The 23,524-nt window shown below is 59.4% G+C and carries 21 protein-coding genes; 15 read left to right on the top strand and 6 right to left on the bottom strand.

Annotation, left to right across the window (positions count from 1 at the left end):
• Positions 1 to 145 precede the first annotated feature (145 nt).
• Complete coding sequence (locus ABEH87_RS13395; protein ID WP_346576872.1) at positions 146 to 643, top strand: TIGR00645 family protein; 498 nt, start codon at positions 146 to 148, stop codon at positions 641 to 643.
• A 75-nt stretch (positions 644 to 718) separates the two neighbouring features.
• On the opposite strand, the gene ABEH87_RS13390 is transcribed toward ABEH87_RS13395, so the two are convergent.
• Positions 719 to 1,384, bottom strand: a complete 666-nt coding sequence (locus ABEH87_RS13390) for a TerC family protein (protein ID WP_346576871.1) — start codon at positions 1,382 to 1,384, stop codon at positions 719 to 721.
• A 29-nt stretch (positions 1,385 to 1,413) separates the two neighbouring features.
• Positions 1,414 to 3,414, bottom strand: a complete 2,001-nt coding sequence (locus ABEH87_RS13385) for a sigma 54-interacting transcriptional regulator (protein ID WP_346576870.1) — start codon at positions 3,412 to 3,414, stop codon at positions 1,414 to 1,416.
• 187 nt (positions 3,415 to 3,601) lie between these two features.
• Between ABEH87_RS13385 and ABEH87_RS13380 the strand changes: the two genes are divergently transcribed.
• From ABEH87_RS13380 to ABEH87_RS13355, 6 genes are all read left to right on the top strand, one after another.
• Entirely contained in the window at positions 3,602 to 4,621 is a 1,020-nt protein-coding gene (locus tag ABEH87_RS13380; RefSeq protein ID WP_346576869.1) for a Gfo/Idh/MocA family oxidoreductase, read from the top strand.
• 5 nt (positions 4,622 to 4,626) lie between these two features.
• Entirely contained in the window at positions 4,627 to 5,403 is a 777-nt protein-coding gene (locus ABEH87_RS13375) for a TIM barrel protein (protein WP_346577144.1), read from the top strand.
• 79 nt (positions 5,404 to 5,482) lie between these two features.
• The gene (locus tag ABEH87_RS13370; protein WP_346576868.1) at positions 5,483 to 6,406 is read left to right on the top strand and encodes a sugar ABC transporter substrate-binding protein; all 924 of its coding nucleotides are present in this window, start codon (positions 5,483 to 5,485) and stop codon (positions 6,404 to 6,406) included.
• 231 nt (positions 6,407 to 6,637) lie between these two features.
• Entirely contained in the window at positions 6,638 to 7,492 is an 855-nt protein-coding gene (locus tag ABEH87_RS13365) for an alpha/beta hydrolase (protein WP_346576867.1), read from the top strand.
• Between the two features lie 269 nt (positions 7,493 to 7,761).
• Complete coding sequence (locus ABEH87_RS13360; protein WP_346576866.1) at positions 7,762 to 8,403, top strand: hydrolase; 642 nt, start codon at positions 7,762 to 7,764, stop codon at positions 8,401 to 8,403.
• Between the two features lie 160 nt (positions 8,404 to 8,563).
• A complete protein-coding gene (locus ABEH87_RS13355) occupies positions 8,564 to 10,144 on the top strand; it encodes an MFS transporter (RefSeq protein WP_346576865.1) in 1,581 nt (526 codons plus the stop codon).
• Positions 10,145 to 10,191: 47 nt separating this feature from the next.
• Here the strand turns inward: ABEH87_RS13355 and ABEH87_RS13350 are convergent, their stop codons facing one another.
• Positions 10,192 to 10,731 carry a MarR family transcriptional regulator gene (locus ABEH87_RS13350; RefSeq protein WP_346576864.1) on the bottom strand — a complete coding sequence of 180 codons (540 nt, stop codon included), beginning with the start codon at positions 10,729 to 10,731 and terminating at the stop codon, positions 10,192 to 10,194.
• Between the two features lie 62 nt (positions 10,732 to 10,793).
• Here ABEH87_RS13350 and ABEH87_RS13345 point away from each other — a divergent pair, with 62 nt between their 5' ends.
• A complete protein-coding gene (locus tag ABEH87_RS13345; RefSeq protein ID WP_346576863.1) occupies positions 10,794 to 11,657 on the top strand; it encodes an EamA family transporter in 864 nt (287 codons plus the stop codon).
• A gap of 57 nt (positions 11,658 to 11,714) precedes the next feature.
• Here ABEH87_RS13345 and ABEH87_RS13340 read toward each other — a convergent pair whose 3' ends face one another.
• Complete coding sequence (locus ABEH87_RS13340; RefSeq protein WP_346576862.1) at positions 11,715 to 12,623, bottom strand: LysR family transcriptional regulator; 909 nt, start codon at positions 12,621 to 12,623, stop codon at positions 11,715 to 11,717.
• Positions 12,624 to 12,753: 130 nt separating this feature from the next.
• Between ABEH87_RS13340 and ABEH87_RS13335 the strand changes: the two genes are divergently transcribed.
• From ABEH87_RS13335 to ABEH87_RS13325, 3 genes are read left to right on the top strand one after another with little or no spacing between them, the layout of a single operon-like run.
• Positions 12,754 to 13,395 carry a hydrolase gene (locus tag ABEH87_RS13335; RefSeq protein ID WP_346576861.1) on the top strand — a complete coding sequence of 214 codons (642 nt, stop codon included), beginning with the start codon at positions 12,754 to 12,756 and terminating at the stop codon, positions 13,393 to 13,395.
• Positions 13,396 to 13,432: 37 nt separating this feature from the next.
• Complete coding sequence (locus ABEH87_RS13330) at positions 13,433 to 14,017, top strand: antibiotic biosynthesis monooxygenase (RefSeq protein WP_346576860.1); 585 nt, start codon at positions 13,433 to 13,435, stop codon at positions 14,015 to 14,017.
• Positions 14,007 to 15,878 carry an amidohydrolase gene (locus tag ABEH87_RS13325; RefSeq protein WP_346576859.1) on the top strand — a complete coding sequence of 624 codons (1,872 nt, stop codon included), beginning with the start codon at positions 14,007 to 14,009 and terminating at the stop codon, positions 15,876 to 15,878. Before ABEH87_RS13330 ends, ABEH87_RS13325 begins: the two co-directional genes overlap by 11 nt.
• 77 nt (positions 15,879 to 15,955) lie before the next feature.
• Here the strand turns inward: ABEH87_RS13325 and ABEH87_RS13320 are convergent, their stop codons facing one another.
• Together ABEH87_RS13320 and ABEH87_RS13315 are read right to left on the bottom strand one after the other, a co-directional pair.
• The gene (locus ABEH87_RS13320) at positions 15,956 to 16,819 is read right to left on the bottom strand and encodes a hypothetical protein (RefSeq protein ID WP_346576858.1); all 864 of its coding nucleotides are present in this window, start codon (positions 16,817 to 16,819) and stop codon (positions 15,956 to 15,958) included.
• 23 nt (positions 16,820 to 16,842) lie between these two features.
• Complete coding sequence (locus ABEH87_RS13315) at positions 16,843 to 17,820, bottom strand: hypothetical protein (protein ID WP_346576857.1); 978 nt, start codon at positions 17,818 to 17,820, stop codon at positions 16,843 to 16,845.
• A 185-nt stretch (positions 17,821 to 18,005) separates the two neighbouring features.
• Between ABEH87_RS13315 and ABEH87_RS13310 the strand changes: the two genes are divergently transcribed.
• The 4 genes from ABEH87_RS13310 (at position 18,006) to ABEH87_RS13295 (ending at position 23,520) form a co-directional block, all read left to right on the top strand.
• Positions 18,006 to 18,926 carry a substrate-binding domain-containing protein gene (locus ABEH87_RS13310; protein ID WP_346576856.1) on the top strand — a complete coding sequence of 307 codons (921 nt, stop codon included), beginning with the start codon at positions 18,006 to 18,008 and terminating at the stop codon, positions 18,924 to 18,926.
• A gap of 639 nt (positions 18,927 to 19,565) precedes the next feature.
• Complete coding sequence (locus ABEH87_RS13305; protein WP_346576855.1) at positions 19,566 to 20,102, top strand: fimbrial protein; 537 nt, start codon at positions 19,566 to 19,568, stop codon at positions 20,100 to 20,102.
• Between the two features lie 63 nt (positions 20,103 to 20,165).
• Entirely contained in the window at positions 20,166 to 20,861 is a 696-nt protein-coding gene (locus ABEH87_RS13300; RefSeq protein WP_346576854.1) for a fimbria/pilus periplasmic chaperone, read from the top strand.
• A 43-nt stretch (positions 20,862 to 20,904) separates the two neighbouring features.
• Positions 20,905 to 23,520 carry a fimbria/pilus outer membrane usher protein gene (locus tag ABEH87_RS13295; RefSeq protein WP_346576853.1) on the top strand — a complete coding sequence of 872 codons (2,616 nt, stop codon included), beginning with the start codon at positions 20,905 to 20,907 and terminating at the stop codon, positions 23,518 to 23,520.
• Positions 23,521 to 23,524 lie beyond the last annotated feature (4 nt).

Here is a 23,524-nt window from a genome sequence, read left to right as displayed (position 1 = left end):
ATGCCACTGGCGGTCATTCTGCGCCCTTTTTTCCGCTCTCAACGTAAAGTCGCTTAAATTCCACGCTTTTAAGCGCCAGCGTGTTGAAAAAGTGCTTCTGCCATCGGGTATACTGTTCGCCCTGTTGAATTGTGAACTGGATGCTATGGAACGTTTCGTCGAAAACCTGATTTACTCTGCGCGCTGGCTGCTGGCTCCGATCTACCTTGGGTTGTCGCTGGGATTAGTGGCGCTGGCCATTAAGTTTTTCCAGGAGCTGATCCACCTGCTGCCGCACGTGCTGGAAATATCGGAAAATGACATGGTGCTGGTGCTGCTTTCGATGATCGACATGACGCTGGTCGGCGGGCTGCTGGTGATGGTGATGCTGTCGGGCTACGAGAACTTTGTCTCTAAGCTGGATATTGACGAGAACAAAGAGAAGCTCACCTGGCTGGGCAAGATGGATTCCGGATCGCTGAAGAATAAGGTCGCGGCGTCGATTGTGGCGATTTCATCGATCCATTTACTGCGAGTCTTTATGGATGCGAAGAATATTCCGGATAACAAACTGCTGTGGTACGTGATTATTCATCTGACGTTTGTGCTGTCGGCGTTTGTCATGGGTTATCTCGACAGCATGTCGCGCAAAGAGAAGATTTAAAGGCGCATCACCGGCAGGGCCCGACCGAAAAACAGACGGTCGGGCCCTGCAACAGAATGCGATGGCGTGGCTGTTTTAAACCTTCAGCGCACGCCTCCCGACGCCGTACCCCATCACCAGCAGCGCCCCCGCTGCCCCGGCAACCCAGTGCAGCCACGCCAGATGGCCGGTCAGGTGCTGCAACGCCGGGTCACTGACCAGCATACTGCCCGCAATCCAGCCGATTAACGCGCCGCCCAGCGTGACGATAAACGGGAAGCGTGTCAGCAGTTTCAGCACCAGTTTGCTGCCCATCATGATAACCGGAATGCTGATCAGCACGCCGAACGATACCAGCCAGACGTTGCCATTCCCGGCGGCCGCCACGGCCAGCACGTTATCCAGCGACATCACCACATCGGCCAGCGTAATCGTCAACACCGTTTTCCACAGGCGGCTGTCGCTGTCGACCGTGGTCTCTTCCTCTTCGTTGCTGACCAGCTTAAAGCCAATCCACAGCAGCAGCAGGCCGCCCACCACCTTCAGCCACGGCAGCGCCAGCAGCTGAACAGCAATAATCAGCAGCACCACCCTGGCGACTATCGCGCCAAACGTGCCGAGAATAATGGCTTTTTTCTGCCTCTGCGGCGGCAGTTTGCGGCAGGCGAGGGCGATAACCACGGCGTTATCTCCCCCCAGCAACAGGTCAATTAATACGATTTGCAGCAGGATGACGGCAAAATCCAGATGTTCGAACCCCATAAACACTCAATCAACTCAGAGAAAAAAGGTCACCGTGGCGATCCTGACAGGGACTGGCGGCGAAAATCATCGACGCTAATCTGATATTTCTTCAGTTTATTATATAACCCGGCGCGTGACAGCCCCATTTGCCGCGCGGCCTGACGCAGGTTGCCGTCCAGCGCGCTGAGCGTGGTGATGATATGCGCACGTTCGTTATCATCAAGGCGCACGGACTGCGCAGCGGAAGAGCGTGAGGACACCGGAAGCCGCTGGCTGTACTGTGTGACTTCGTCCGGCAGATCGCCGGCATCAATCAACAGTCCGCTATGCATATTGATCGTCCGCTCGACGATGTTTTCCAGCTCACGCACGTTGCCCGGCCAGGGGTACTGGCTCAGGGCCTCTAAGGCACGCGGGGTAAACTGCACGTTGGCCTTTTTCAACTGAGCGCAGACTTTTTGGCGGAACCATTCGGTCAGCGCCGGAATATCGCTGCTGCGTTCGCGCAGGGCCGGAATGGGAACAGAGATAACGTTCAGACGGTAGTAGAGGTCGCGGCGAAAGGCGCCGGTTTCCACGGCTCTGATCAGGTTGCAGTTGGTGGCGGCAATAATGCGCACGTTCACTTTCACCGGCAGCGAAGCACCGATGCGCACCACTTCACTCTCCTGTAACACCCGCAGCAGGCTGGCCTGTGCCTCCAGCGGCATATCGCCGATCTCATCCAGAAACAGCGTTCCCCCCTCTGCCAGTTCGAACTTGCCGGCCGCGCCGCCGCGCCGCGACCCGGTAAACGCGCCGTCCATATAGCCAAACAGCTCGCTCTGTACCAGGTCGCGCGGCAGTGCGCCGCAGTTGACGGCGATAAACGGCTCGCCGCTGCGCGGGCTGCCGTTGTGGATCGCCTGGGCAAACAGCTCCTTGCCGGTGCCGCTCTCGCCGGTCAGCAGCACCGTGCTGTCGCTGCGGCAGCTGCTGCGTGCTTTATCCATCGCCACCTGTAGCGCGGGCGCACTGCCGCACAGCATATCAAAGGTGTAGCTGGCGCTGGCCCCCATCACCCGGCGGGTAATGGCGCGGATACGCTGATTTTCACGCAGGGTAATCACCCGGCCGCCGGCCGGTGCAGACATCACCGACACCAGGCAGGAGATGCGCTGACCCTCTGCGGGGGTGAAGATGATTTCACGGTCGTTACAGAAGGTCATGGTGGCCAGGCGCAGATTTTCCGGGTTAAGCCTTTCATCGATCTGCTGGCCTGCCCGCGCTTCGCACTGGAAGATCTGCCGGGCATAGCGGTTGATGGTTTTGATCGTCCCTGAGCGATCGAGCACGATCACCCCTTCATTGAGCGTTTCAAGTATCGACGTCTGTTCGGCCAGCAGCGCCCGCAGCATCAGCTGCTGGCGAATGGCTTCGGCAGCGGCCTGCACCGTGCCGAGGGTGTGATAGTGAAAATTATCCTGGCTGGCAGTGAGCGTCAGCACGCCGATCATCTGCCCGTCGGCATCGCGGATGGGCGCGGCGGTACACTGCAGGCGGCGCTGGCGCAGGGCAAGCTTCCAGTTTTCGCCGTTGAGCAGATAGACCAGCCGCTGCTGTTTCAGACAGCAGGCCGTGCAGTTGGTGCCCATTTCAGATTCGGTGAGAATGCTGCCCACCGGGGTCAGGTCGCGCCCGCAGCAGGAGAGCGTGATGCCCTGCGCGCTGGTCAGATTGATGTGGCCGTCGGGGTTGTAGGCCAGCAGGTTTTCCATAATGCTGCCTGCCACCTCAATCAGTTCGGCATGGTCGGCCTGAATCTGTCTGACCTCATCCTCCGGCGGGGAGGTATAGGCAAAGTGCGACGGGTCAATCCCGGCGTCGCGGCTGCGTTTCCACGAGCTGAGCACCTCAGGGCGGACAAACGTCGGCTCCCGCCCGGCGTCAAAGTCGACTCTCGCCTGTTCCAGCAGGCTGTCCCAGCGGCTGGCCTCGTTTCCCGTCGGCAGGCTGAGTTTGCCCTCGTTTTCGCTGTCGATTGCACCCGCAAAGTTTGCCTGATTCATACTGCTTCTCCCCCGCTCACAGAAGTGTCCATTTTATCGACATGTTAAGTTGACATGTTTTTTTTGTGTCCATTTTGTGATCGCCAGGCACAGGGAAAGGCGCACCACCCGGCCTTACGCACTCTGGCATAGGGTTTGCTTATGTCTGTTTAACGCTAAAACAGTCAGCCACCTGAAGGGGAACAAGATGTCAGCTACACACAATCGCGTACGAGTGGGATTAATCGGAGCCGGGCGCATGGGAAGTTTCCACGCCACGTCGCTGGCGCAAAAGGTGCCGGGTGCGCTACTGGCCGCCGTGGCCGATCCGGTGCCGGGTGCCGCGCAGCGGCTGGCTGAAAAGCTCGGTGCCGGGAAATTTTACAGCGAACCACAGGCGATGCTCGACGATGCGGACATTGACGCCGTGCTGATTGCCACTCCGGCGCGCACCCACGCGGAGCTGGTGGTCGCCGCTGCCCGTGCCGGAAAGCATGTGTTCTGCGAAAAGCCGATGGCCATTACGCTGGAAGAAGCCGATCGCGCCATCGCCGCCGCCAGAGCGGCGAACGTGGTGTTGCAGGTCGGGTTTAACCGCCGCTTCGCCAGCGGTTTTGCCGCCGCGCTGGCCGGAATTAAAGCGGGGGAGATCGGCACCCCGCAGCTGATTCGCTCGCTGACCCGCGACCCGTCGCCGCTGCGCGATCCGGCCGGTATCCCGCCCTGGACCATCTATCTGGAAACGCTGATCCACGACTTTGACACTTTGCTGCACTGCAACCCCGGCGCGCAACCGGTGGAAGTGTATGCCATCGCCGATGCGCTGGTGCGCCCGGACTTTAAAGACCGGGGGCTGCTGGATACCTCAGTGGTGACGATCCGCTTTGATAACGGTGCGATAGCGGTGGCAGAGGCCAACTTCCAGGCCGTCTACGGCTACGATGTGCGGGCGGAGGTGTTCGGCAGCAACGGCATGTTCCAGATGGGCAATATCAACGTAAATAACTGCGTACGCTACGGCGCGGGTGGGATCTCGATTGACACTTCGCGTCAGGATACTGACCTGCTGGCAGATGCCTATATTGCCGAGCTGAGCGAATTTGTCCGCTGCGCGGCCAGCGGTGACACCCCGCGCGCCACCGGTGACGATGCGCGCAACGCGCTGGAAATTGCGCTGGCCTGCATTGACTCTGTGCGTCAGGGTAAACCGATTCAACTACGAGGATAACAATGATGGCGGATTATCGTCTTTCAGTATCAGCCGAGATGGTTTTTCTGGATTTACCGTTTATCGAACGGGTGCAGCGTATTCACCAGCTCGGTTTCGGTGTGGAAATCTGGCACTGGAATAATAAAGACATCGACGCGCTGGCCGCAACCGGGGCGCGTTTCACCTCGATGACCGGCTACCTGACGGGCAACCTGACGGACGACGTGGAGATCGACTCGCTGCTGAGCAGCGCCGCAGAATCACTGGCCGTCGCGCAGCGGCTCAACTGCCCGAGCCTCAACCTGCACGGTACCGGGCTGGACAATCAGGGCCTGCCGGTGAAGCCGGTGGCGGTGGTGACCGGCGAAATGTGGGTAAAAGCCGTGCGGACCCTGGAAAAATTAGCCGCGCTGGGTGAGAAAGCCGGGCGGGTATTTACCCTGGAGAACCTCAACCTCGCGGTGGACCATCCGGGCACGCCGTTTGCCAGAGCGGCCGATACGCTGGCGCTGGTGGAGGCGGTGAACAGCCCGTATCTGAAGATGAATCTTGACCTGTATCACGCGCAGATCGGCGAAGGCAACCTGATCGAGCTGGTCAGGCGCTGTGGCGCTGCCATTGGTGAAATCCAGGTCGCGGACGTGCCGGGGCGCTGCGAGCCGGGTACGGGCGAAATCAACTATCGCGCGGTGGCCAGCGCGCTGCGCGCCATGAACTATCGCGGGACCATCGCGCTGGAAGGCTGGGCGTCAGGCGACAGCGAAGCTGCGCTGGCCGCGTTCAAAGCACATTTCGATTAATTAACGCAGTGATGCGGCAGCGTCTGGCCGCTTTTACTCAACAAAATAATAACTTACCGACACCTACAGGAATCTCTCTATGAACGTAAATAAAATCGCACTGCTGATCGGGGCGCTGATACTGGCCCCCGCTTCCCAGGCAAAAGATCTGCGTATTGGCGTGGCGCTGGCGAATTTCGACCTGAATTTCGTTTCTATCCTGCGCACCCAGATGGCGAAGGAGATGGAAAAGGAGCACATCCGCGGGCAGTTTGAAGATGCCAAAGGGGACGTTGCGGTCCAGGTACAGCAGGTTGAGAACTTCATTAATCAGGGCGTTGACGCCATCATCCTCAATCCGGTGGATACCCAGGGGGTGAAACCGATGATGGAAGCGGCGAAGCGCGCCAATATTCCGCTGATTTTCGTTAACCGCAAGCCGGAGCTCGAACTGAGCGGCAAGATGGCCTACGTCGGATCTGACTCGATGCTGGGCGGGCGCATGGAGATGGAAGCGCTGGCGAAAAAAATGAATTACAAAGGTAACGTTGCCATCCTGATGGGCGCGCTGTCGGCGGAAGAAGCCCGCCAGCGCACCAAAGCGACGGAAGACGTCATCGCCAAATATAAAGAGATGAAAGTGGTTGAGAAGCAGTCTGCCCAGTGGATGCGTAATGAAGCGGTGGATGTCACCTCCGGCTGGCTGCTGTCCGGCGATAAAATCGATGCTATCGCCGCCAACAACGATGAAATGGCGATTGGGGCGATTATGGCGCTGAGCCAGAGCGGCAGAAAAGATATTCTGGTGGCGGGCATCGACGGCACCCCGGATGCGCTGCAGTTTATTAAAAACGGTAAGCTGGCGCTAACCGTGTTCCAGGACGCCGCCGGTCAGGGGAAAGGGGCGGTGACCATGGCGAAGCAGGTCATTGATGGTAAGGCGGGCGATAAGTTTATGTGGATCCCGTACCAGGTGATTACCCAGGAAAATTACGCCGAATTTGCCAGTAAAAACGTCAAATAATCCCCGCCGGACTCTGGTTTTCGGGGTCCGGTGGCCTTCCGCCTTAATATTTCCTCTCCGGCGATGAAAAAAGTGTGATCTCAGTAGCATTTTATGCGTGATATGCATACTATTTCGCCACTGAGTCAGTCCCGTCTGTGGCTCAACAATTATCCCCCTGTTTTCTGCTGAGAATGTTGGACATGCATCTTGATTAGTCGCCGCCGGTTCATATTGGGTACCGGTGCGTTTATGCTTGCCATGAGCACCGATAAGCTGTTCGCCCGTCAGGATTTTTTCCCGCTGTGGCCCGATCAACCCCCCGGTGGCGGCGGGCCGAGTGGGACGCTGCGCATTTCGGCTAACGGCTCGTGGTCTAACATTGTCAGCCCCGGTATTCAGCGCTTTGTGCCGGAAAATCCCAACGGTCGCGCGGTACTGATTGCCGCAGGCGGGGGCTATCGCTGGATAGGCATGGGGCGCGAAGGCTGGCCGGTGGCGCGCTGGCTGAACAGCAAGGGCTATACCGCCTATGTGCTGAGCTATCGTCTGCCGGGTGAACACTGGCAGGATGGCAACCGCGTGGCCTTCCAGGATGCGCAGCGGGCGATCCGCCTGGTGCGGTCGATAGAAAACAACGTGCACCTGCTCGGTTTTTCTGCCGGTGGTCATATGCTCGGCCTGGCCGCCGCGCGCCCGGATTATGCGTCCTACCCTGCGCAGGATGAGATTGACCAGATCGTGCCGAAGGCGGACAGCGTGGGTCTGATCTACCCGGTGATCACCCTTGAACCGCCTTATACCCACACCAATACGCATCTCTCGCTGGTGGGCAATCATCCCTCCCCGGCGGAAGAAGCCAACTGGTCGGTGCAAAACTACGTCACCCGCGCTTACCCGCCGCTGTTCCTGGCTCAGGCGGAAGATGACCGCACCTCTGACCCGGAAAACAGCGTGATCATGCACGATACCTGCCGTAAAGCCGGGGTATCGGTGCAGATGATCCGTATTTCACAGGGCGGCCACGGTTTTGGCCTGGGGAAAGCCGGTACGCCCGCGGCCATCTGGGATGAAGCCTATGCGGTGTGGCTGGCAGCACACAGCTGACGCGCGGGCAGGGATGCCCCGCTTTTAAAACCCATCACATCGCGTTTGTCTTCTCTCTCCACGACCGGACACAGGCGCTCAGGATAGTTCTGACGCAATTGATCAACAGGAAATACTGTCTGTTCCCCCTCCGTGCTTTGCCAAAAACCCCCGTCAAAAAAATCTGAACAAGTTACCAAATTCTTTCCGTTATCAACCGGGACGGCCATTTCGTATTGTGTCAGCACGCAAGACAAACCCGAAACCTGAAACGTAAAAGGAATAAAAAAATGTCTAAATTCGACCTGCTGGACCCACAGAACTCCACCCTGATTTTCATTGACCATCAGCCGCAGATGTCGTTCGGCGTCGCTAACATCGATCGTCAGCAGCTTAAAAATAACACCGTTGCTTTGGCAAAAGCAGGAAAGATTTTTAACGTGCCGACCATTTATACCTCGGTGGAAACCGAGAGTTTCAGCGGCTACATCTGGCCGGAGCTGCTGGCGGTACACCCGGAGTCCGCGCCGATTGAGCGCACCTCGATGAACTCCTGGGAAGATGAGGCGTTCGTGAAGGCGGTGAAGGCGACGGGGCGTAAGAAGCTGATTATCTCGGCCCTGTGGACCGAAGTGTGCCTGACGTTCCCGGCGCTGATGGCGATGAAGGAAGGGTTTGAGGTTTACGTGGTGACCGACACGTCAGGCGGGACCAGCGTGGACGCGCACGAGCGCTCTATTGACCGCATGGTGCAGGCGGGGGCGGTGCCGGTGACGTGGCAGCAGGTATTGCTGGAGTACCAGCGCGACTGGTCACGCAAAGAGACGTATGACGAGGTGATGAATCTGGTGCGCGAGCACAGCGGCGCGTACGGCATGGGGGTGGACTACGCCTACACCATGGTACACAACGCCCCGGCCCGCAAAGCCTGATAACCCACTGATGCCGGGGATGATTCGCGTCACCCCGGCAGGAGAGAACCATGTGTAACGCTTCCCTTTCTGCTCTGTCCTCCGGCGTGTCCTGGTCTGTCACCGTGGGCTGGCTGAGCGCGCTGGCGTATGTGGCATCGAACGATTTGAGGGCGGAAAAATGAATCAGCATCATGCAGGCGGGGCGTTTGCTCCTCTGAAGCAGGGTCTGTTCGCGGTGATCTGGGCCGCGACGATCCTCGGCAACACCGGGAGTTTTATGCGTGACGTGGCCAGCTCATGGCTGGTCACCGGGCTGTCGTCCAACCCGGCGGCGGTGGCGCTGATGCAGACCGCCGCGACGCTGCCGATTTTCCTGCTGGCGATCCCTGCCGGGGTGCTGTCCGATATTCTTGACCGCCGCCGCCTGCTGATTTTTGTGCAGCTGCTGCTGGCCAGCGTCAGCGGCACGCTGCTGTTCCTGTCGCATCATAATCTGCTGACCGTGGAGTACCTGGTGGCGCTGACCTTTATCGGCGGTATTGGCGCGGCGCTGATGGGCCCGGCCTGGCAGGCGATTGTGCCGGAGCTGGTGCCGCGTCCGCAGCTGAAGAATGCGGTGGCGCTCAACTCGCTGGGGATCAATATCGCCCGCGCCGTCGGTCCGGCGACCGGCGGTCTGCTGCTGGCGGCGCTTGGGGCCTGGGCCGCCTACGGTGCCGATGTGATGAGCTATGTGTTTGTGATTGCCGCCCTGATCTGGTGGAAGCGGCCGCAAAAGGCGAAAACGGAACTGTCCGAACACTTCCCCGGCGCGTTCCGTGCCGGTATCCGCTACGTCAAAGCCAGCCGTGAACTGCACCGGGTGCTGGTCCGTGCCGCGATTTACTTCCTCTTTGCCAGCGCCATCTGGGCTCTGCTGCCGCTGGTTGCGCGCAATCTGCTGCAGGGCAGCGCCGGGTTTTACGGCACCCTGCTGGGCGCGGTGGGCGTGGGGGCGATTGTCGGCGCGCTGCTGCTGCCTTTACTGCGTCAGCGGATGAACGTGGACGGATTGATGCTGCTGTCGGCGGGGCTGTCCGCGCTGGTCATGGTGGTGATTGCCCTGCTGCCGGCCAAAGCGCTGGCTCTGCCGCTGATGGTGCTGCTGGGTGTCAGCTGGATTATTGCCCTGACCTCGCTGAACGGCGTGGCGCAGGCGGTACTGCCGGACTGGGTGCGGGGTCGTGGCCTGGCGGTGTATCTGATGATCTTTAACGGCGCGATGGCCGCAGGCAGCCTGTTCTGGGGGCTGGTGGCACAGGAAACCGGGCTGGTGAATACCCTGCTGATCGCCGCCGTAGCGCTGACCGTCTCCGCACTGCTGTGTCTGCGTCTGAAGCTCCCGGCCGGGGAAGCCGACCTGCAACCTTCCGGCCACTGGGATGAACCGGTATTAGAGACGGAAGTGACGGCAGATCGTGGCCCGGTAATGATTCAGATTGAGTACCAGGTGAAGGCGGAGGACCGCCCGGCGTTCCTGGCCGAGATTAAAAGGCTGTCGCTGACCCGCCGCCGCGACGGCGCTTACGCCTGGGGCATTGCCGAGCACAGCCACGATGCCACCACGCTGATTGAATGGTTCCTGGTCGAGTCCTGGCACGAGCACCTGCGCCAGCATCAGCGGGTTTCGCATGCCGATGCGGATTTACAGAGCAGCGTGACGCGCTTCCACCAGGGTGAGGACAAACCGAAAGTGCATCACTTTATCTCGCTGGAATAATCCCTGTCAGGGGGCGACCTTTGGTCGGTTCGCCCCCTGCATCGTGTTTATTCGGGCTGGTCGCCGTCCCGGTTTCCGGCCTCTAACGCCAGCAGCAGCGTCGAGAGAGAGGCATCAAGATTGGCCAGCGCGTCGGCAGGCAGTACCGACAGTATCTGGCGCTCATTCTCAACGTGCGGCCCGACCACGCGATTAATCAGTGCCAGCCCCTCCGGGGTGAGCTGCACGAGGGTGCTGCGGGCATCCTCTGCGTTGGCGATGCGCGCCACCAGCCCACGGCTTTCCAGCCGCTTCAGACGGTGGGTCATGGTGCCTGATGTCACCATCAGCGTCGAGAACAGGGCGGTAGGGCTGAGGCAGTGGGGCGCACCCGCGCGCCGCAGCGTCGCCAGCATATCGAACTCCCAGCTGGTTAAATCAAAACGCGAAAACCAGGCTTCAAGCTGCTGCTCCAGCAGCACGCTACAGCGCTTCAGGCGGCCAATGGGGCCCATCGGGCTGGCGTCCAGGTCGGGACGTTCGCGTCGCCACTGTTCGAGGATCGTATCGACCGCATCGCGCGGCGGCTGGCTGACAGTCTGTTTCATTTGTCTTGACTTCAAGGTAGTTGATCAACACAATCATGATATCTTGAATTGAAGGTAAAGTCATGAACACCCAATCCTCTCTGCGCGACATTATGCTGACGGCCCTGGCGCCGGCTATCTGGGGCTCGACCTATATCGTGACTTCACAACTGCTGCCGCCGGACCGGCCGTTTACCGCCGCGCTGATCCGCGTGCTGCCTGCCGGCCTGCTGCTGCTGCTGTTTACCCGGCAGCTGCCCGCCCGACGGGACTGGTGGCGTTTACTGGTACTCAGCGCACTCAATATCGGCGTGTTCCAGGCGCTGCTGTTTGTTGCCGCTTATCGCCTGCCCGGCGGGCTGGCCGCGGTGCTCGGTGCCATCCAGCCGCTGCTGGTGATGGTGCTGACATGGACGGTGGATCGCCGTTCACCGGCGCAAATCACCCTGTGGGCCTCTGTGGCAGGCGTTATCGGTATGGCGATGCTGTTGCTGTCGCCGCAGACGGTATTTGAACCGGTGGGGATCGCGGCGGCGCTGCTGGGGGCTGGCTGTATGGCGACCGGCGTCTGGCTGACGCGCCGCTGGAAGATCGATCTTCCGGTCCTGTCGCTGACCGGCTGGCAGCTGGCGATCGGCGGACTGATGCTGGCCCCCGTGGCGTGGCAGGTTGAGGCCCCGCTGCCCGCGCTGACGCTGCAACAGTGGGCGGCGTATGCTTATCTGAGCCTGGCCGGTGCGCTGCTGGCTTATACCATCTGGTTTCGCGGTGTGGCGCGGCTGCCGACGGTGGCGGTGGCCTCGCTGGGCTTACTCAGCCCGCTCTGCGCCGTGGGGCTGGGCTGGGTGCTGCTGGGGCAGTCGATGACCGGCACGGCACTGGCCGGCCTGGTTGTGGTGCTGGCCAGCGTGTTTGCCGTACAGTGGAACACCGCGCGCGGTCGCTAAATATGCGGGCCACCGATCGTTTTACTGCGGACGCCCGGAAGGACCGGGCGTGACGCGTTACTCCGCCGCATACACGCTGCGGATCCCCTCAAAGTTCTGCAAGCGTTCACGCCACCACATCGCGGCGTTGCCGGTGGCGCTGTCGTTCCAGGCCAGAAACGCCTGGTCGCGCCGGGTTTCGCTGTCCAGCTGGCGTTCGACCAGCGTACCTTTTTCCAGATGCGGCGCCGCCAGATAGCGCGGCAGGTAGCCACAGCCCAGCCCGTCCACCTGCGCCTGAACTTTGTCACTGAAGCTGTGCACGCTGAGGATGGGCTGTTCGTCGAGCACGCGCAGATCGGTGCCTTCGGCGTGACGCGAGGTGTCGTGGACCACCACGGCCCGGTACTGGCGGATCTGCTCGCGCAGCAGCGGGGCAGGCAGCGCCGCCAGCGGATGATGCGGCGCAATCGCAAAGGTATATTCCAGCCAGCCCACCGGAACGCAGCTCACGCCGCTGTGGCGCACCGGTTCCTGTACCGCACCGAAAACAATATCCGCCAGACCGTAACTCAGCGCTTCCCAGCAGCCCGCCAGCACGTCCTGCCGGAACAGCAGCCGGGTGTGTTGGTGCTCCTGATAGAAGGTATCGATCAGCCCGGACAGCAGCGCAAACGGCACTGTGGCATCCAGGCTGATGGTGAGCTGACTTTCCCAGCCGCTTTCCACGTACTGCGCCTGCTGTTCCAGTTCGCTCACGGCGCGCAGCAGAATGCGTCCTTTTTCCAGCATCAGACGCCCGGTGGGGGTAAATGTGGCACGGTGACCGGAGCGATCCAGCAGCGTGATATTTAAATCGCTTTCCATCTTCTGCACCGTGTAACTCAGCGCGGAAGCGGTTTTAAACAGCCTGGCCGCCGCTGCGGCAAAGGTACCGTGGCGGTCCAGTGCATCCAGAATCAGCAGCGCTTCAAGGTTTAATCGCATGGTGCTCCCCAAACCCAAAATTTATTTAACAACAACCTGAATTCTTTCCGTTATCAACCGGGACGGCCATTTCGTATTGTGTCAGCACGCAAGACAAACCCGAAACCTGAAACGTAAAAGGAATAATAAAATGTCTAAATTCGACCTGCTGGACCCACAGAACTCCACCCTGATTTTCATCGACCATCAGCCGCAGATGTCGTTCGGCGTCGCTAACATCGATCGTCAGCAGCTTAAAAATAACACCGTTGCTTTGGCAAAAGCAGGAAAGATTTTTAACGTGCCGACCATTTATACCTCGGTGGAAACCGAGAGTTTCAGCGGCTACATCTGGCCGGAGCTGCTGGCGGTACACCCGGAGTCCGCGCCGATTGAGCGCACCTCGATGAACTCCTGGGAAGACGAGGCGTTCGTGAAGGCGGTGAAGGCGACGGGGCGTAAGAAGCTGATTATCTCGGCCCTGTGGACCGAAGTGTGCCTGACGTTTCCGGCGCTGATGGCGATGAAGGAGGGGTTTGAGGTTTACGTGGTGACCGATACGTCAGGCGGGACCAGCGTGGACGCGCACGAGCGCTCCATTGACCGCATGGTGCAGGCGGGGGCGGTGCCGGTGACGTGGCAGCAGGTATTGCTGGAGTACCAGCGCGACTGGTCACGCAAAGAGACGTATGACGAGGTGATGGACCTGGTGCGCGAGCACAGCGGCGCGTACGGCATGGGGGTGGACTACGCCTACACCATGGTGCACAACGCCCCGGCCCGCAAAGCCTGATGGCCTGGCCCCCTGAGGGGGCATAAAGGAGAACGTCGTGGATTATCCCCATCAGCCTGAACATATCACCCTGGTGATTACGCATCGCCTGTTGCCCGAAAAGCAGGCCGAATATCAGCGCTGGCTGGAAGCCATTATGCCGCAGGCGGCGTTGTTCCCCGGCCATCTGGGCGTCAACATACTGCGCCCGGTTCACGGGGAATTGACCTGGACGATACTGGTCAGATTCGACAACCTGGACAATCTTTATCAGTGGCTGAACTCAACGCAGCGTGCGGCGCACGTGGCAGAGCTGGCGGGGCTGCTGGCGGGGCAGGAGCATATTGAGATGCGCCCCGGCGCGGCATTCTGGTTTACCCCGGTCGACCCGGCGCGGGTGGCACCGAAGCAGTGGAAGCAGTTTCTGGTTACCCTGGCGGTGATTTTTCCCTCCACTAATCTGGTTCCCTGGTTCTGGGGGGCAGTGCTGCCCGCCAGTAAAGGAACGCTGTGGGGACATTTTCTCAACGATGCCTGCGTGGTCGGCCTGGTGGTGTATTTTTGGATGCCGGCGATAACGCGTTTATTAAACAACTGGCTGTCCCCGCGCGGGAAAATCAGCCCGGAGAGTAATGATGAATAATGCCTCATTGATTCTGACCAACGGCAAATTCCACACCGTTGACCGCGAAAACCCGCTGGCGACGGCGGTGGCCATTAAAGACGGTAAATTCCTCGCCGTGGGCAGCGAAGCGGAAGTGATGCAGTTTGCCGGTAATGACACCCGGCTGGTGGACCTGAAGGGCCACACCGGTATTCCGGGGCTGAACGACTCGCACCTGCATCTGATCCGGGGCGGGCTGAACTACAATCTGGAGCTGCGCTGGGAAGGTGTACCGTCGCTGGCTGACGCCCTGCGCATGCTGAAAGAGCAGGCGCTGCGCACGCCAAATCCGCAGTGGGTGCGGGTGGTGGGCGGCTGGAACGAGTTCCAGTTTGCCGAACGCCGTATGCCGACGCTGGATGAAATTAATGAGGCGGCCCCGGATACGCCAGTATTTATTCTGCACCTCTACGACCGTGCGCTGCTTAACCGCGCCGCCCTGCGCGTGGTGGGCTATACCAGAGACACGCCAAACCCGCCGGGCGGGGAGATCCAGCGCGACGGCAACGGCAATCCGACCGGCATGCTGATCGCCCGTCCGAATGCGATGCTGCTGTACTCCACGCTGGCAAAAGGGCCGAAGCTGCCGCTGGAGCAGCAGGTGAACTCTACCCGCCAGTTTATGCGTGAGCTGAACCGCCTGGGGCTGACCAGCGCTATCGATGCGGGCGGCGGTTTCCAGAACTACCCGGATGACTATGCGGTGATCGGCGAGCTGCACGAGAAAAAACAGCTGACGGTGCGCATCGCCTACAACCTGTTTACGCAGCGGCCCGGTCACGAGCTGGAAGATTTTGAGCGCTGGACCGATATGCTGAAGCCGGGCCAGGGCACTGATTTTTATCGCCATAACGGCGCAGGCGAGATGCTGGTGTTCTCCGCCGCCGACTTCGAAGACTTCCTCGAACCCCGGCCCGATCTGGCCCCCGGAATGGAAGACGAGCTGGAGCGCGTGGTGCGTCACCTGGTCGAGCACCGCTGGCCGTTCCGCCTGCACGCCACCTATAACGAGTCGATCGGCCGCATGCTGGACGTGTTCGAAAAGGTGAACCGCGATATTCCCTTTAACGGCCTGCACTGGATTTTCGACCATGCGGAGACCATCACCGAAGCGAATATTGAGCGGGTGAAAGAGCTGGGTGGCGGTATTGCGGTTCAGCACCGTATGGCGTTCCAGGGCGAATATTTTGCCGAACGCTACGGCCACGAGGCGGTGAAGCAGACGCCGCCGGTGGCAAAAATGCTGGAAGCCGGGGTGCCGGTTGGCCTGGGCACCGATGCCACCCGCGTTGCCAGCTATAACCCGTGGACCGCGCTTTACTGGCTGGTGTCCGGCCGCACCGTCGGCGGCATGGCGATGTATGACGTCAGCGCCCGTCTGGACCGCGAAACCGCGCTGATGCTCTGGACCCAGGGCAGCGCCTGGTTCTCCAGCGAGCAGGGGAAAAAGGGGCAGATTAAAGTGGGGCAGCTGGCTGACCTGGCGATCCTGTCACAGGACTATTTCAGCGTCAGCGAAGAAGCGATTAAGGGGATCGAATCGGTGCTGACCGTGGTGAATGGCGACGTGGTGTATGCGGCAGGCCGCTTCAGCCCGCTGTCGCCGCCGCCGGTGCCGGTGTTGCCGGAATGGTCGCCGGTGGTGACCACGCCAGGCCATTACCGCAGCGCACCGCCGCTGGCGAACGGGCGCGTGGCTTTTGCCTCACAGCCGCACCAGTGCAGCGGCCCCTGCGGCGTTCACAGCCACTCGCACGATGTGGCGCGCCGCTCCGGCGTGCCGGTGTCGGATGATAATGCCTTCTGGGGCGCGCTGGGCTGTTCCTGCTTCGCGTTCTGATTGAGGGTCAGACCTGCCTCACCCCGGCAACGCCAGCGCCTGAGCCGTTTGCAGATTTTGGATGAGCCCGCGCTGGGCTAGTCAGGCCCGCTCAGCGCACCGATCGCCGGGTCGTGATAGTTCTCATCAATCCTGATGCCTGCCGCGCGCAGTCGCGCTTCCTGTTCCGCCCGCTGTTTCGCCATGGTTTTCAACAGCGCAGGTAACAGCGTTTTCCAGCGGTGACGCTCCTCATACGGAAAATAGTCCTGATACGTCTGTTGCTCACTGCGGAACACCAGGGTGTACAGGTAAGTCGCGCGTTCCTCAGGGGCGGTGTCGCTGTTCTGACGCTGTACGCGCAGGGTCAGGTATTCATTACCGCGGTAAAAATACCAGTCGGCTAAAAATGGCAGCGTTCGCCACTGCGCGTTATTGAGCGGCGATGACGGGTCGTTAAACGGCGTCGTGAGGCTGGACGTGGTCATCACCTGTTCAATCCGCACGGCGTTAGCCACTTCAGACCCCGGCAAGCGCGGATCATCCTGCATAATAAAACGCTGCCATCCGGCGGCCTGAAGGCGCTCAACCAGCTGATAGAACCACCTGCGGCTATCCGCCAGCAGGCTGTCTTCCGGCAGGCCGAGGGGGTAGATATTGATCTCATCAAAACGATGGTGATTCTCTTTGTAGACCGGGGCGGTAAAAGAGAACACCCCGTCGAGGGTGAAGGGGCGATCGCCGCCCAGCACCAGATTGAGGGTATTGCCGCTTTGGGATGGCTTAGTGAAATTATACCAGCACATCGTGTCGTCACAGTCGCGGGTCAGATCCTCCCCCAGCGCAGACTGCATCCCGTCTGTGGTATCGCCCAGCCACACCTTAACGGTGCGGGTGACCGGCGCACTGGCGTTATCACAGCCTGAGAGCAGCGCGATGAGACAAAGTAGTAACGATTTCATCGTTCAATCTCCCGCAAGGGTCATCAGCCCTGTTCTGCTTTCAGCAGGGCTAACAGCTCTTTATCGTTGAGGTGAAACGCCAGTTTTTCGGGCAGGGGGCGTTCAAAGTCGCGCAGTCCGCTCAGCGTGTAGAAAAAGTTGCTGTTGTAGAACGCATTAATGGCGGCCAGCTCAGGCATCAAATCCAGCATCGGGGTTGCGGTGTTGTAGCCAGAACGCACCCTGGCCAGCGACTCCAGAGGCTCGCTGCAGGCATCACATCCCAGGTTCAGGCCTTTTGCCCACAGGCGGTAGGCGTCTGTCCGGTGTCCTTCAATCCATGCCAGCCTGCCGAGGCTGGCATAAGCCGGCGCGTAGCCCTGCTTAACGGCGCATTCCAGCATCTCTCTGGCAATGGGGTGCAGCTCTCTGACCTGGGGAACGAGGGTGCCTGCGACCAGCTCCATCGCCTGCGGACTGCCGCGATCGACGGCGGTCGACAGCAGACGGTACATGGTCTTGTAGTCACGACCATACAGAGAGGAAGCCCAGGCATAGGCGGCGATCGGGACACCCTGCTCAATCATTTTTTGCAGGGTCGCATTGGCCTGCTTCGTGGCTTCCGGGCTGGCCGGGTAACGCAGCGTCCAGACAGTATCCAGCCAGACGGCCTTCCAGCTTCCGGCTTTGACGGCCGCCGCCAGTAGCTCTTCACGCTGTTTTTTGTTTCCGGCATCCTGCCAGAAATTGTCTACCGCATCGCCCCTGGCTGCGTAGTCAACCAGCTGTCGAAAGGCCGCCGCTGCCGCCGGACTTTCCTGCGGTGTGAACGCCTCTTCGCTGCGGCAGACAAACTTTTTGTCTTTGAATTCCGCCACTAAATGCGGTTCCGGCGTGAGCTCGCCCGCGTTGCCATAGGCGGTGGGCCGATGGTTGAAGTCGTCTAACGTTTTGGCCGCTGACGCCGCACCGCAGATAAACAGACCAGAAAGTACCAGAGCAGCAAATGAAGCGAATTTCATTGAGTCCCTTAGTCCGGAGAGGCACGCTGCCTGAGCCGGTGAGTATGGATAAATGCAGGGTAGTATTCCCCCGTTAAAGGCGTGCGAAATCACATATCCGCTGCACTGTTCTTTTGACGGGTGCGGGATTCCTCTATTCTGACCCTCACAGGTTCAGTCACCGGAGCGCAACAGCTTACCTCATCATGAATAATACCCCGACAGAAAAACAGACCCGTCATGCCGCAGGCCTTACCCGGCAGCAAAAGCACCGCGCGATTGGCATTGTCGCCGGGGAGTTCAGTAACCCGTATACCCTGACCCTGCTGAATGAAGTGACGCGCCAGCTTCACCAGCGCGGCGCCAGCGCCGTGCTGTTAAACGTGGACGACGATGCCAGCTGTCAGGCCGTTTTACGCACGGCCGGGCAGTTACCGTTAGATGCGCTGCTGTTTCTTACCCACCCCCTCAGCGCGGAACAGCTTGCCGCGATTGAGGAGTGCTATCCGCTGCCCGCCATCCACGTCTGCCGCAGCGCGGCAGAAGAGGGGGAAGCGGCGATCGGTGTTGATGAGTATGCGGCCGGCGAGCAGATCGGCCGCCTGCTGCTGTCGCAGGGGTATCAGCGTTTTGGTTATCTGCAGGGTCAGGAGGTCGCTTCAGCGCCCCTGCGGCGGATGGACGGTTACGCTGCCAGTTTGCAGGGCGCGGGTAAAACCCTGAACAGCGTGCTGGTGGCGGGTCAGTCCGATCGGGAGATGGGTTACAAAGCGATGATGGCCTACCTGAAAACCACCTGGGCCTCTGAGCGCATCGAAGGGCTGTTCTGCGAGAACGACGTGCTGGCTTTTGGTGCGATGCAGGCGATTCGTGATTTTGGCGAAGGCGCGCATATCGGTGTCGTGGGCTTTGACGATGTCAGCGAAGCCCACTCTTCGATGTGGAGCCTGACCACCTGGGCCCAGCGCAGTGACCTGCAGATTAACGAGGCGCTCAATCGCCTGCTCGACCAGCGCACTGACGCACAGGGCGTATGGCGCAAGGGTGAACTGAAAATCCGCCATTCGCACCTGAGCCGCGAAGTGCATGGCGAAATGTCCCAGTGCGGCTGCGCCAGCCGGAGCTAACCTCTTCATCCGGCTATTTGCTACGTAACAACGGGGGCTGTCTGCCCTCGTGAAACGCGTGGCTCTCTCTGCCTGATAAAAAACGCCCCTGAAAAGGGAAAGAATATTCAGCAATACCTGTAGTCCTTTTCATCTTCTGGACTCATCCTTTTCGTCAAATACTATCAGCAACAGGCTTTTTAGTACCGGTCTCTAAGTTGGTGGTTTTCTTATTACTTCCTGATATTGCTAATAAAAGCCTTAACTACTTATTAATTAATGTATTTAACAGGCATGTTTCGTGCTTTTTTTACGCCGGTATACCCCTATTGTGGTATGGCAGGATGTGAGTAATATGCAGCTCAGACGCAATGAATGGATTTAGTCAGGGATGGCGTCAGTTATTAAGGAATGCTTCGGTAAAGGAAATAAGAAGCGGATCAGGGATGAGATGGTTGAGTCTGTTATTACCTGAGAGTGTATTTGTGCAGTGGCATTTTATTATTTTTTTGTAGTCATATTTTCCTCAGGGATGAGGTTATTTTTTCACGGATATTATTTCGGTAATCCACCTCTCTTTAGTGAATGAATACGCGTTAATGATCAATTTACAGGAAATGAATCCTGCATATTAACCTGTTGTAAAAAGGAATGAGAGTAATGAAAAAAGTTATTTTGGCGGTATCTGTTATTACTGCATTTGGTATGGCAAATATGGCACAGGCTGCGTCCACCGGTACGATTACTTTCAACGGTGAACTGACCGCCACTACCTGTGACGTCAGCGTAGAAGGCCAGGGTCCGGACGCGACGGTTGTACTGCCAACGCTGGGAACTAACGTGCTGGATGTTGCCAGCAAAACTGCGGGCAACACCCGCTTCAACATGGCGCTGACCAACTGTGCCGGTACGCTGCAGACCGCCTCTGCGTTCTTTGAAGATGGCGCGACGGTGAATGCACAGGGCCGTCTGATCAACTCCGGTACGGCCACCAACGTTGACCTGCAGCTGCTGGATGGATCCGGTACGCGCGGCGTGATTAACGTTGGCAGCGGCGACCAGATCACTAACACAACCTATGTGGACACCTCGACTGGTTCTGCAACGCTGCCTTACGACGTACGCTACTTTGCAACGGCGGCAACCACTGCCGGTACCGTTGTCAGCAGTGTAGTTTACAGCCTGCAGTATAAATAATCTGCTGGCAGATCATAAAAGGGCAGTCATAGCTGCCCTTATTTATCTTACTGAGAAACAGCTATGCCTCGCTTATTTATTTATTTCCTTCTCTCCCTGTTCACTGCCTTTTTCAGTCTGCCATCCTTTGCCGGTGTCATTATCAGTGGGACACGCGTGATATACCCCGCCGGGCAGAAAGAGGTGACGATAAAATTAGATAATGTCGGAAAGTCTCCGGTGTTGGTTCAGAGCTGGATAGATAATGGCGACGCTGAGGCGAAACCGGAAAAAATTCAGGTGCCGTTTATATTAACGCCGCCGATTAACCGTATCGAAGCGAAAAAGGGTCAGACCCTGCGCCTGAGCTATACCGGTGCGCCGCTGCCGTCGAATAAAGAGTCGGTGTTCTTCCTTAATGTTCTGGAAATTCCGGCCAAAGATAAAACGTTGCAGTCTGACAATCTGCTGCAGATGGCTTTTCGTTCGCGTATCAAGCTCTTTTTCCGTCCGGCCGGACTGACGGGCAACGCCAACGATGCCGTCAAAGCCCTGACCTGGACTGCCAGCCCCGGTGGCGTCACCGCGGTTAATCCGACGCCTTATAACGTCTCCCTGGTCGAGCTGTCGCTGGGTGGCAAAAAAGTCGAGGGCCAGATGGTTCCGCCGAACGGCTCACTCTCTTTTGCCCTGCCGGGTGCCAGAGCGGGCAGTCAGCTTGCCGTCAGTTCGGTCAATGACTACGGCGCGATCGTCAACGGCAGCGCCAGCGTTAAATAGCCGCACTCTCTCCCAAAACTATGACCAAAAGGCCGGAGCCAGGATGAAACTGAATTCTGTTGCGACACATGGTGTTTCCCCACGCCAGGGAACACTCTCCACGCTTTGCGTGCTGATTGCCGCTGCGCTCTCCTGCCCGGCCTTTGCTACAGAGCCACAGAATATTGCCACTAACGTTGAGTTCGACCCGTCGTTTCTTAACCTGGAAAACAAAAGTGATGTTGATCTGTCGCGCTTCGCCAACGGCGCATCAGCCACACCGGGGACTTACCGCGTATCAGTGAGCCTCAACGGCGAGCCGATCGGTAACGAAGAGGTCACCTTTACATCCCGTGCAGATAAGTCGGTTTATCCGTGTCTCACCCCTACCCTGTTGCAGGGCATCAACTTCAACGAAGCGAAACTGCCGAAAGATTTCCTTCAGCCACTGGCGGGCGAGGACGCGTGCCTGGATTTACAGGCGCGCCTGCCGGAATCGCGCATTGAATTCGACAGTAATGAGCAGCAGCTGAACCTCAGCATTCCGCAGGTCTACCTGCTGCAGCGCGCGCGCGGCAGCGTCAATCCGGCCCTGTGGGATAAGGGGGTCACCGCCGGCATGTTGGGCTATAACCTCAGCGGTTACAGCAGCAGCGCCCGGGGGTATCAGTATCAGTCGCTGTATGCCGGAGTGAACGCCGGGCTGAACGTTGGCGCGTGGTACTTCCGCCATAACGGCTCCTATAACGCCACCGATCACGGCGGCAAGCACTACGATGCAATCAACAGCTACGTGCAGCGCGATATTCCGGCGATCAAAGGTCGCTTCCTCGCCGGGCAGTCGAACACCCAGGGACAGCTGTTTGATACGCTGGCGTTTACCGGCGTACAGATTGCCAGCGACGAGCGCATGCTGCCACAGTCGCTGCGCGGCTATGCGCCCGATATTCATGGTTTTGCCCGCACTAACGCCCGCGTTACCGTGCGCCAGGGCGAACAGGTGATCTATGAAACCACCGTGCCGCCGGGCGAATTCCTGATCAATGATCTTTATCCGAGCGGCTACGGCGGCGACCTGGCGGTCACGGTGCGCGAGGCCGACGGTACTGAACAGCGCTTCCTGGTGCCTTATGCTTCGGTAGCTGCGCTGTTGCGCCCCGGCAGTGACCGTTACTCGCTGACCGCCGGAAATCTGCGCAGCGACTATCTGCACGATAAGCCCGCGCTGTACCAGGGGACTTATCAGCGCGGGCTGACCAACGCCGTCACCGGCTATACCGGTATGCAACTCAGCCAGAACTACTACGCCCTGCAGTTCGGCGCGGCTATTGGCACTCCGGCAGGTGCGGTCAGCGCTGACGTTACTCAGGCGCGAGCACACCTGAATAACAATGGCCTGAGCTACTCCGGGCAGAGCTATCGTCTGAGCTACAGCAAGCTGATCAGTGAAACCAACAGTAACCTGGCGCTGGCGGCTTATCGTTTCTCGACCAGCGGTTATATGGATTTCATCACCCACGCTCAGGCGCGCGACGCGCTTCAGCAGGGCATGGATCAAAACAACATCGTCAGGGCGAAGAACCGCCTGACGGTGACCGCTTCACAGGGGCTGCCGGGCGCATGGGGCCAGTTCTATATCAGCAGTTCGGTACAGGACTACTGGAATAAAAACGGCAGCGACAAGCAGTATCAGCTTGGTTACAGCAACCGCTACCGCAGCCTGACGTACGGCATCAACGCCAGCCGCACCCAGTCCGGCTACGGCGTGAATCAGAACAACTACCAGCTGACCTTCAGCTTCCCGCTGGGGCGTGCCGATACCGCCTATACGCCGCAGGCAAGACTGGACTTCAACCGCGACAGCAACGGCAACAGCGGCCAGCAGGCGACGATTTCAGGCGCGGCGGGCAGCGAAAATCAGTACAGCTACGGTATCTCCGGGCTGCATAACAACAGCGGCAGCAGCGGCTCGGTCAACGGTCAGTATCGCGCGCCTTACAGCTCGCTCAATGCGGCTTACAGCACCGGGCGCAACTACCACAGTGAATCGCTTGGTGCCAGCGGCACGCTGGTCGCCCACGGCGGCGGCGTCACCGCCTCGCCTTACGTGGCGGATACCTTCGCGCTGGTCGAGGCGAAAGGGGCGAGCGGGGCGCACGTCTCTAACTATCCGGGCGTGACGATCGACCCGTTCGGCTATGCGGTGGTGCCGTACCTCAATCCGTATGAGATGAACGAGGTCAGCATCGACCCGAAAGGGACCGCCGCCGATGTCGAGCTGGACAATACCACCCAGCGCGTCGCCCCTTATTCCGGGGCGGTGGTGAAGCTGAAGTACCAGACGCACAGCGGCAGCCCGATCCTGATTAGCGCCACGCTGGAGGGCCAGCCAGTACCGTTTGGTGCCGAGGTACTGGACAGCGCGGGCAACAGCGTCGGCGCGGTTGGCCAGGGCGGGCAGATTTACGCGCGCATCAGCGAACCGCAGGGCGAGCTGCGGGTGAAGTGGGGAGAGGGCGTGGCAGAAAGCTGCCGCATCGGCTACCACCTGATGCCGCAGGCGAAAGGCAGTGAAAACGCGGTAGTGCAGCAGTTTAACGGGGTCTGTGCCTTCCCTGCCGCTTCCGCAGATACGCAGCTGGCCGCGCAGTCGCTGCCGACACCATCTTCAGCAGGATAAGGCT

Source organism: Erwinia sp. Eh17-17 (assembly GCF_039675725.1).
In the GTDB taxonomy this organism is placed as follows: domain Bacteria; phylum Pseudomonadota; class Gammaproteobacteria; order Enterobacterales; family Enterobacteriaceae; genus Erwinia.
This window is presented reverse-complemented; position numbering and strand designations above follow the sequence as displayed.

What these genes read in the sequence shown, in the direction of transcription:
- ABEH87_RS13380 (WP_346576869.1), top strand. Translation starts at nt 3,602, where the DNA reads ATGTCAGCTACACACAATCGCGTACGAGTGGGATTAATCGGAGCCGGG.
- ABEH87_RS13390 (WP_346576871.1), bottom strand. Translation starts at nt 1,384, where the DNA reads ATGGGGTTCGAACATCTGGATTTTGCCGTCATCCTGCTGCAAATCGTA.
- ABEH87_RS13335 (WP_346576861.1), top strand. Translation starts at nt 12,754, where the DNA reads ATGTCTAAATTCGACCTGCTGGACCCACAGAACTCCACCCTGATTTTC.
- ABEH87_RS13355 (WP_346576865.1), top strand. Translation starts at nt 8,564, where the DNA reads ATGAATCAGCATCATGCAGGCGGGGCGTTTGCTCCTCTGAAGCAGGGT.
- ABEH87_RS13350 (WP_346576864.1), bottom strand. Translation starts at nt 10,731, where the DNA reads ATGAAACAGACTGTCAGCCAGCCGCCGCGCGATGCGGTCGATACGATC.
- ABEH87_RS13375 (WP_346577144.1), top strand. Translation starts at nt 4,627, where the DNA reads ATGGCGGATTATCGTCTTTCAGTATCAGCCGAGATGGTTTTTCTGGAT.
- ABEH87_RS13315 (WP_346576857.1), bottom strand. Translation starts at nt 17,820, where the DNA reads ATGAAATTCGCTTCATTTGCTGCTCTGGTACTTTCTGGTCTGTTTATC.
- ABEH87_RS13295 (WP_346576853.1), top strand. Translation starts at nt 20,905, where the DNA reads ATGAAACTGAATTCTGTTGCGACACATGGTGTTTCCCCACGCCAGGGA.
- ABEH87_RS13360 (WP_346576866.1), top strand. Translation starts at nt 7,762, where the DNA reads ATGTCTAAATTCGACCTGCTGGACCCACAGAACTCCACCCTGATTTTC.
- ABEH87_RS13345 (WP_346576863.1), top strand. Translation starts at nt 10,794, where the DNA reads ATGAACACCCAATCCTCTCTGCGCGACATTATGCTGACGGCCCTGGCG.
- ABEH87_RS13310 (WP_346576856.1), top strand. Translation starts at nt 18,006, where the DNA reads ATGAATAATACCCCGACAGAAAAACAGACCCGTCATGCCGCAGGCCTT.
- ABEH87_RS13370 (WP_346576868.1), top strand. Translation starts at nt 5,483, where the DNA reads ATGAACGTAAATAAAATCGCACTGCTGATCGGGGCGCTGATACTGGCC.
- ABEH87_RS13300 (WP_346576854.1), top strand. Translation starts at nt 20,166, where the DNA reads ATGCCTCGCTTATTTATTTATTTCCTTCTCTCCCTGTTCACTGCCTTT.
- ABEH87_RS13340 (WP_346576862.1), bottom strand. Translation starts at nt 12,623, where the DNA reads ATGCGATTAAACCTTGAAGCGCTGCTGATTCTGGATGCACTGGACCGC.
- ABEH87_RS13325 (WP_346576859.1), top strand. Translation starts at nt 14,007, where the DNA reads ATGATGAATAATGCCTCATTGATTCTGACCAACGGCAAATTCCACACC.
- ABEH87_RS13385 (WP_346576870.1), bottom strand. Translation starts at nt 3,414, where the DNA reads ATGAATCAGGCAAACTTTGCGGGTGCAATCGACAGCGAAAACGAGGGC.
- ABEH87_RS13365 (WP_346576867.1), top strand. Translation starts at nt 6,638, where the DNA reads ATGCTTGCCATGAGCACCGATAAGCTGTTCGCCCGTCAGGATTTTTTC.
- ABEH87_RS13320 (WP_346576858.1), bottom strand. Translation starts at nt 16,819, where the DNA reads ATGAAATCGTTACTACTTTGTCTCATCGCGCTGCTCTCAGGCTGTGAT.
- ABEH87_RS13305 (WP_346576855.1), top strand. Translation starts at nt 19,566, where the DNA reads ATGAAAAAAGTTATTTTGGCGGTATCTGTTATTACTGCATTTGGTATG.
- ABEH87_RS13395 (WP_346576872.1), top strand. Translation starts at nt 146, where the DNA reads ATGGAACGTTTCGTCGAAAACCTGATTTACTCTGCGCGCTGGCTGCTG.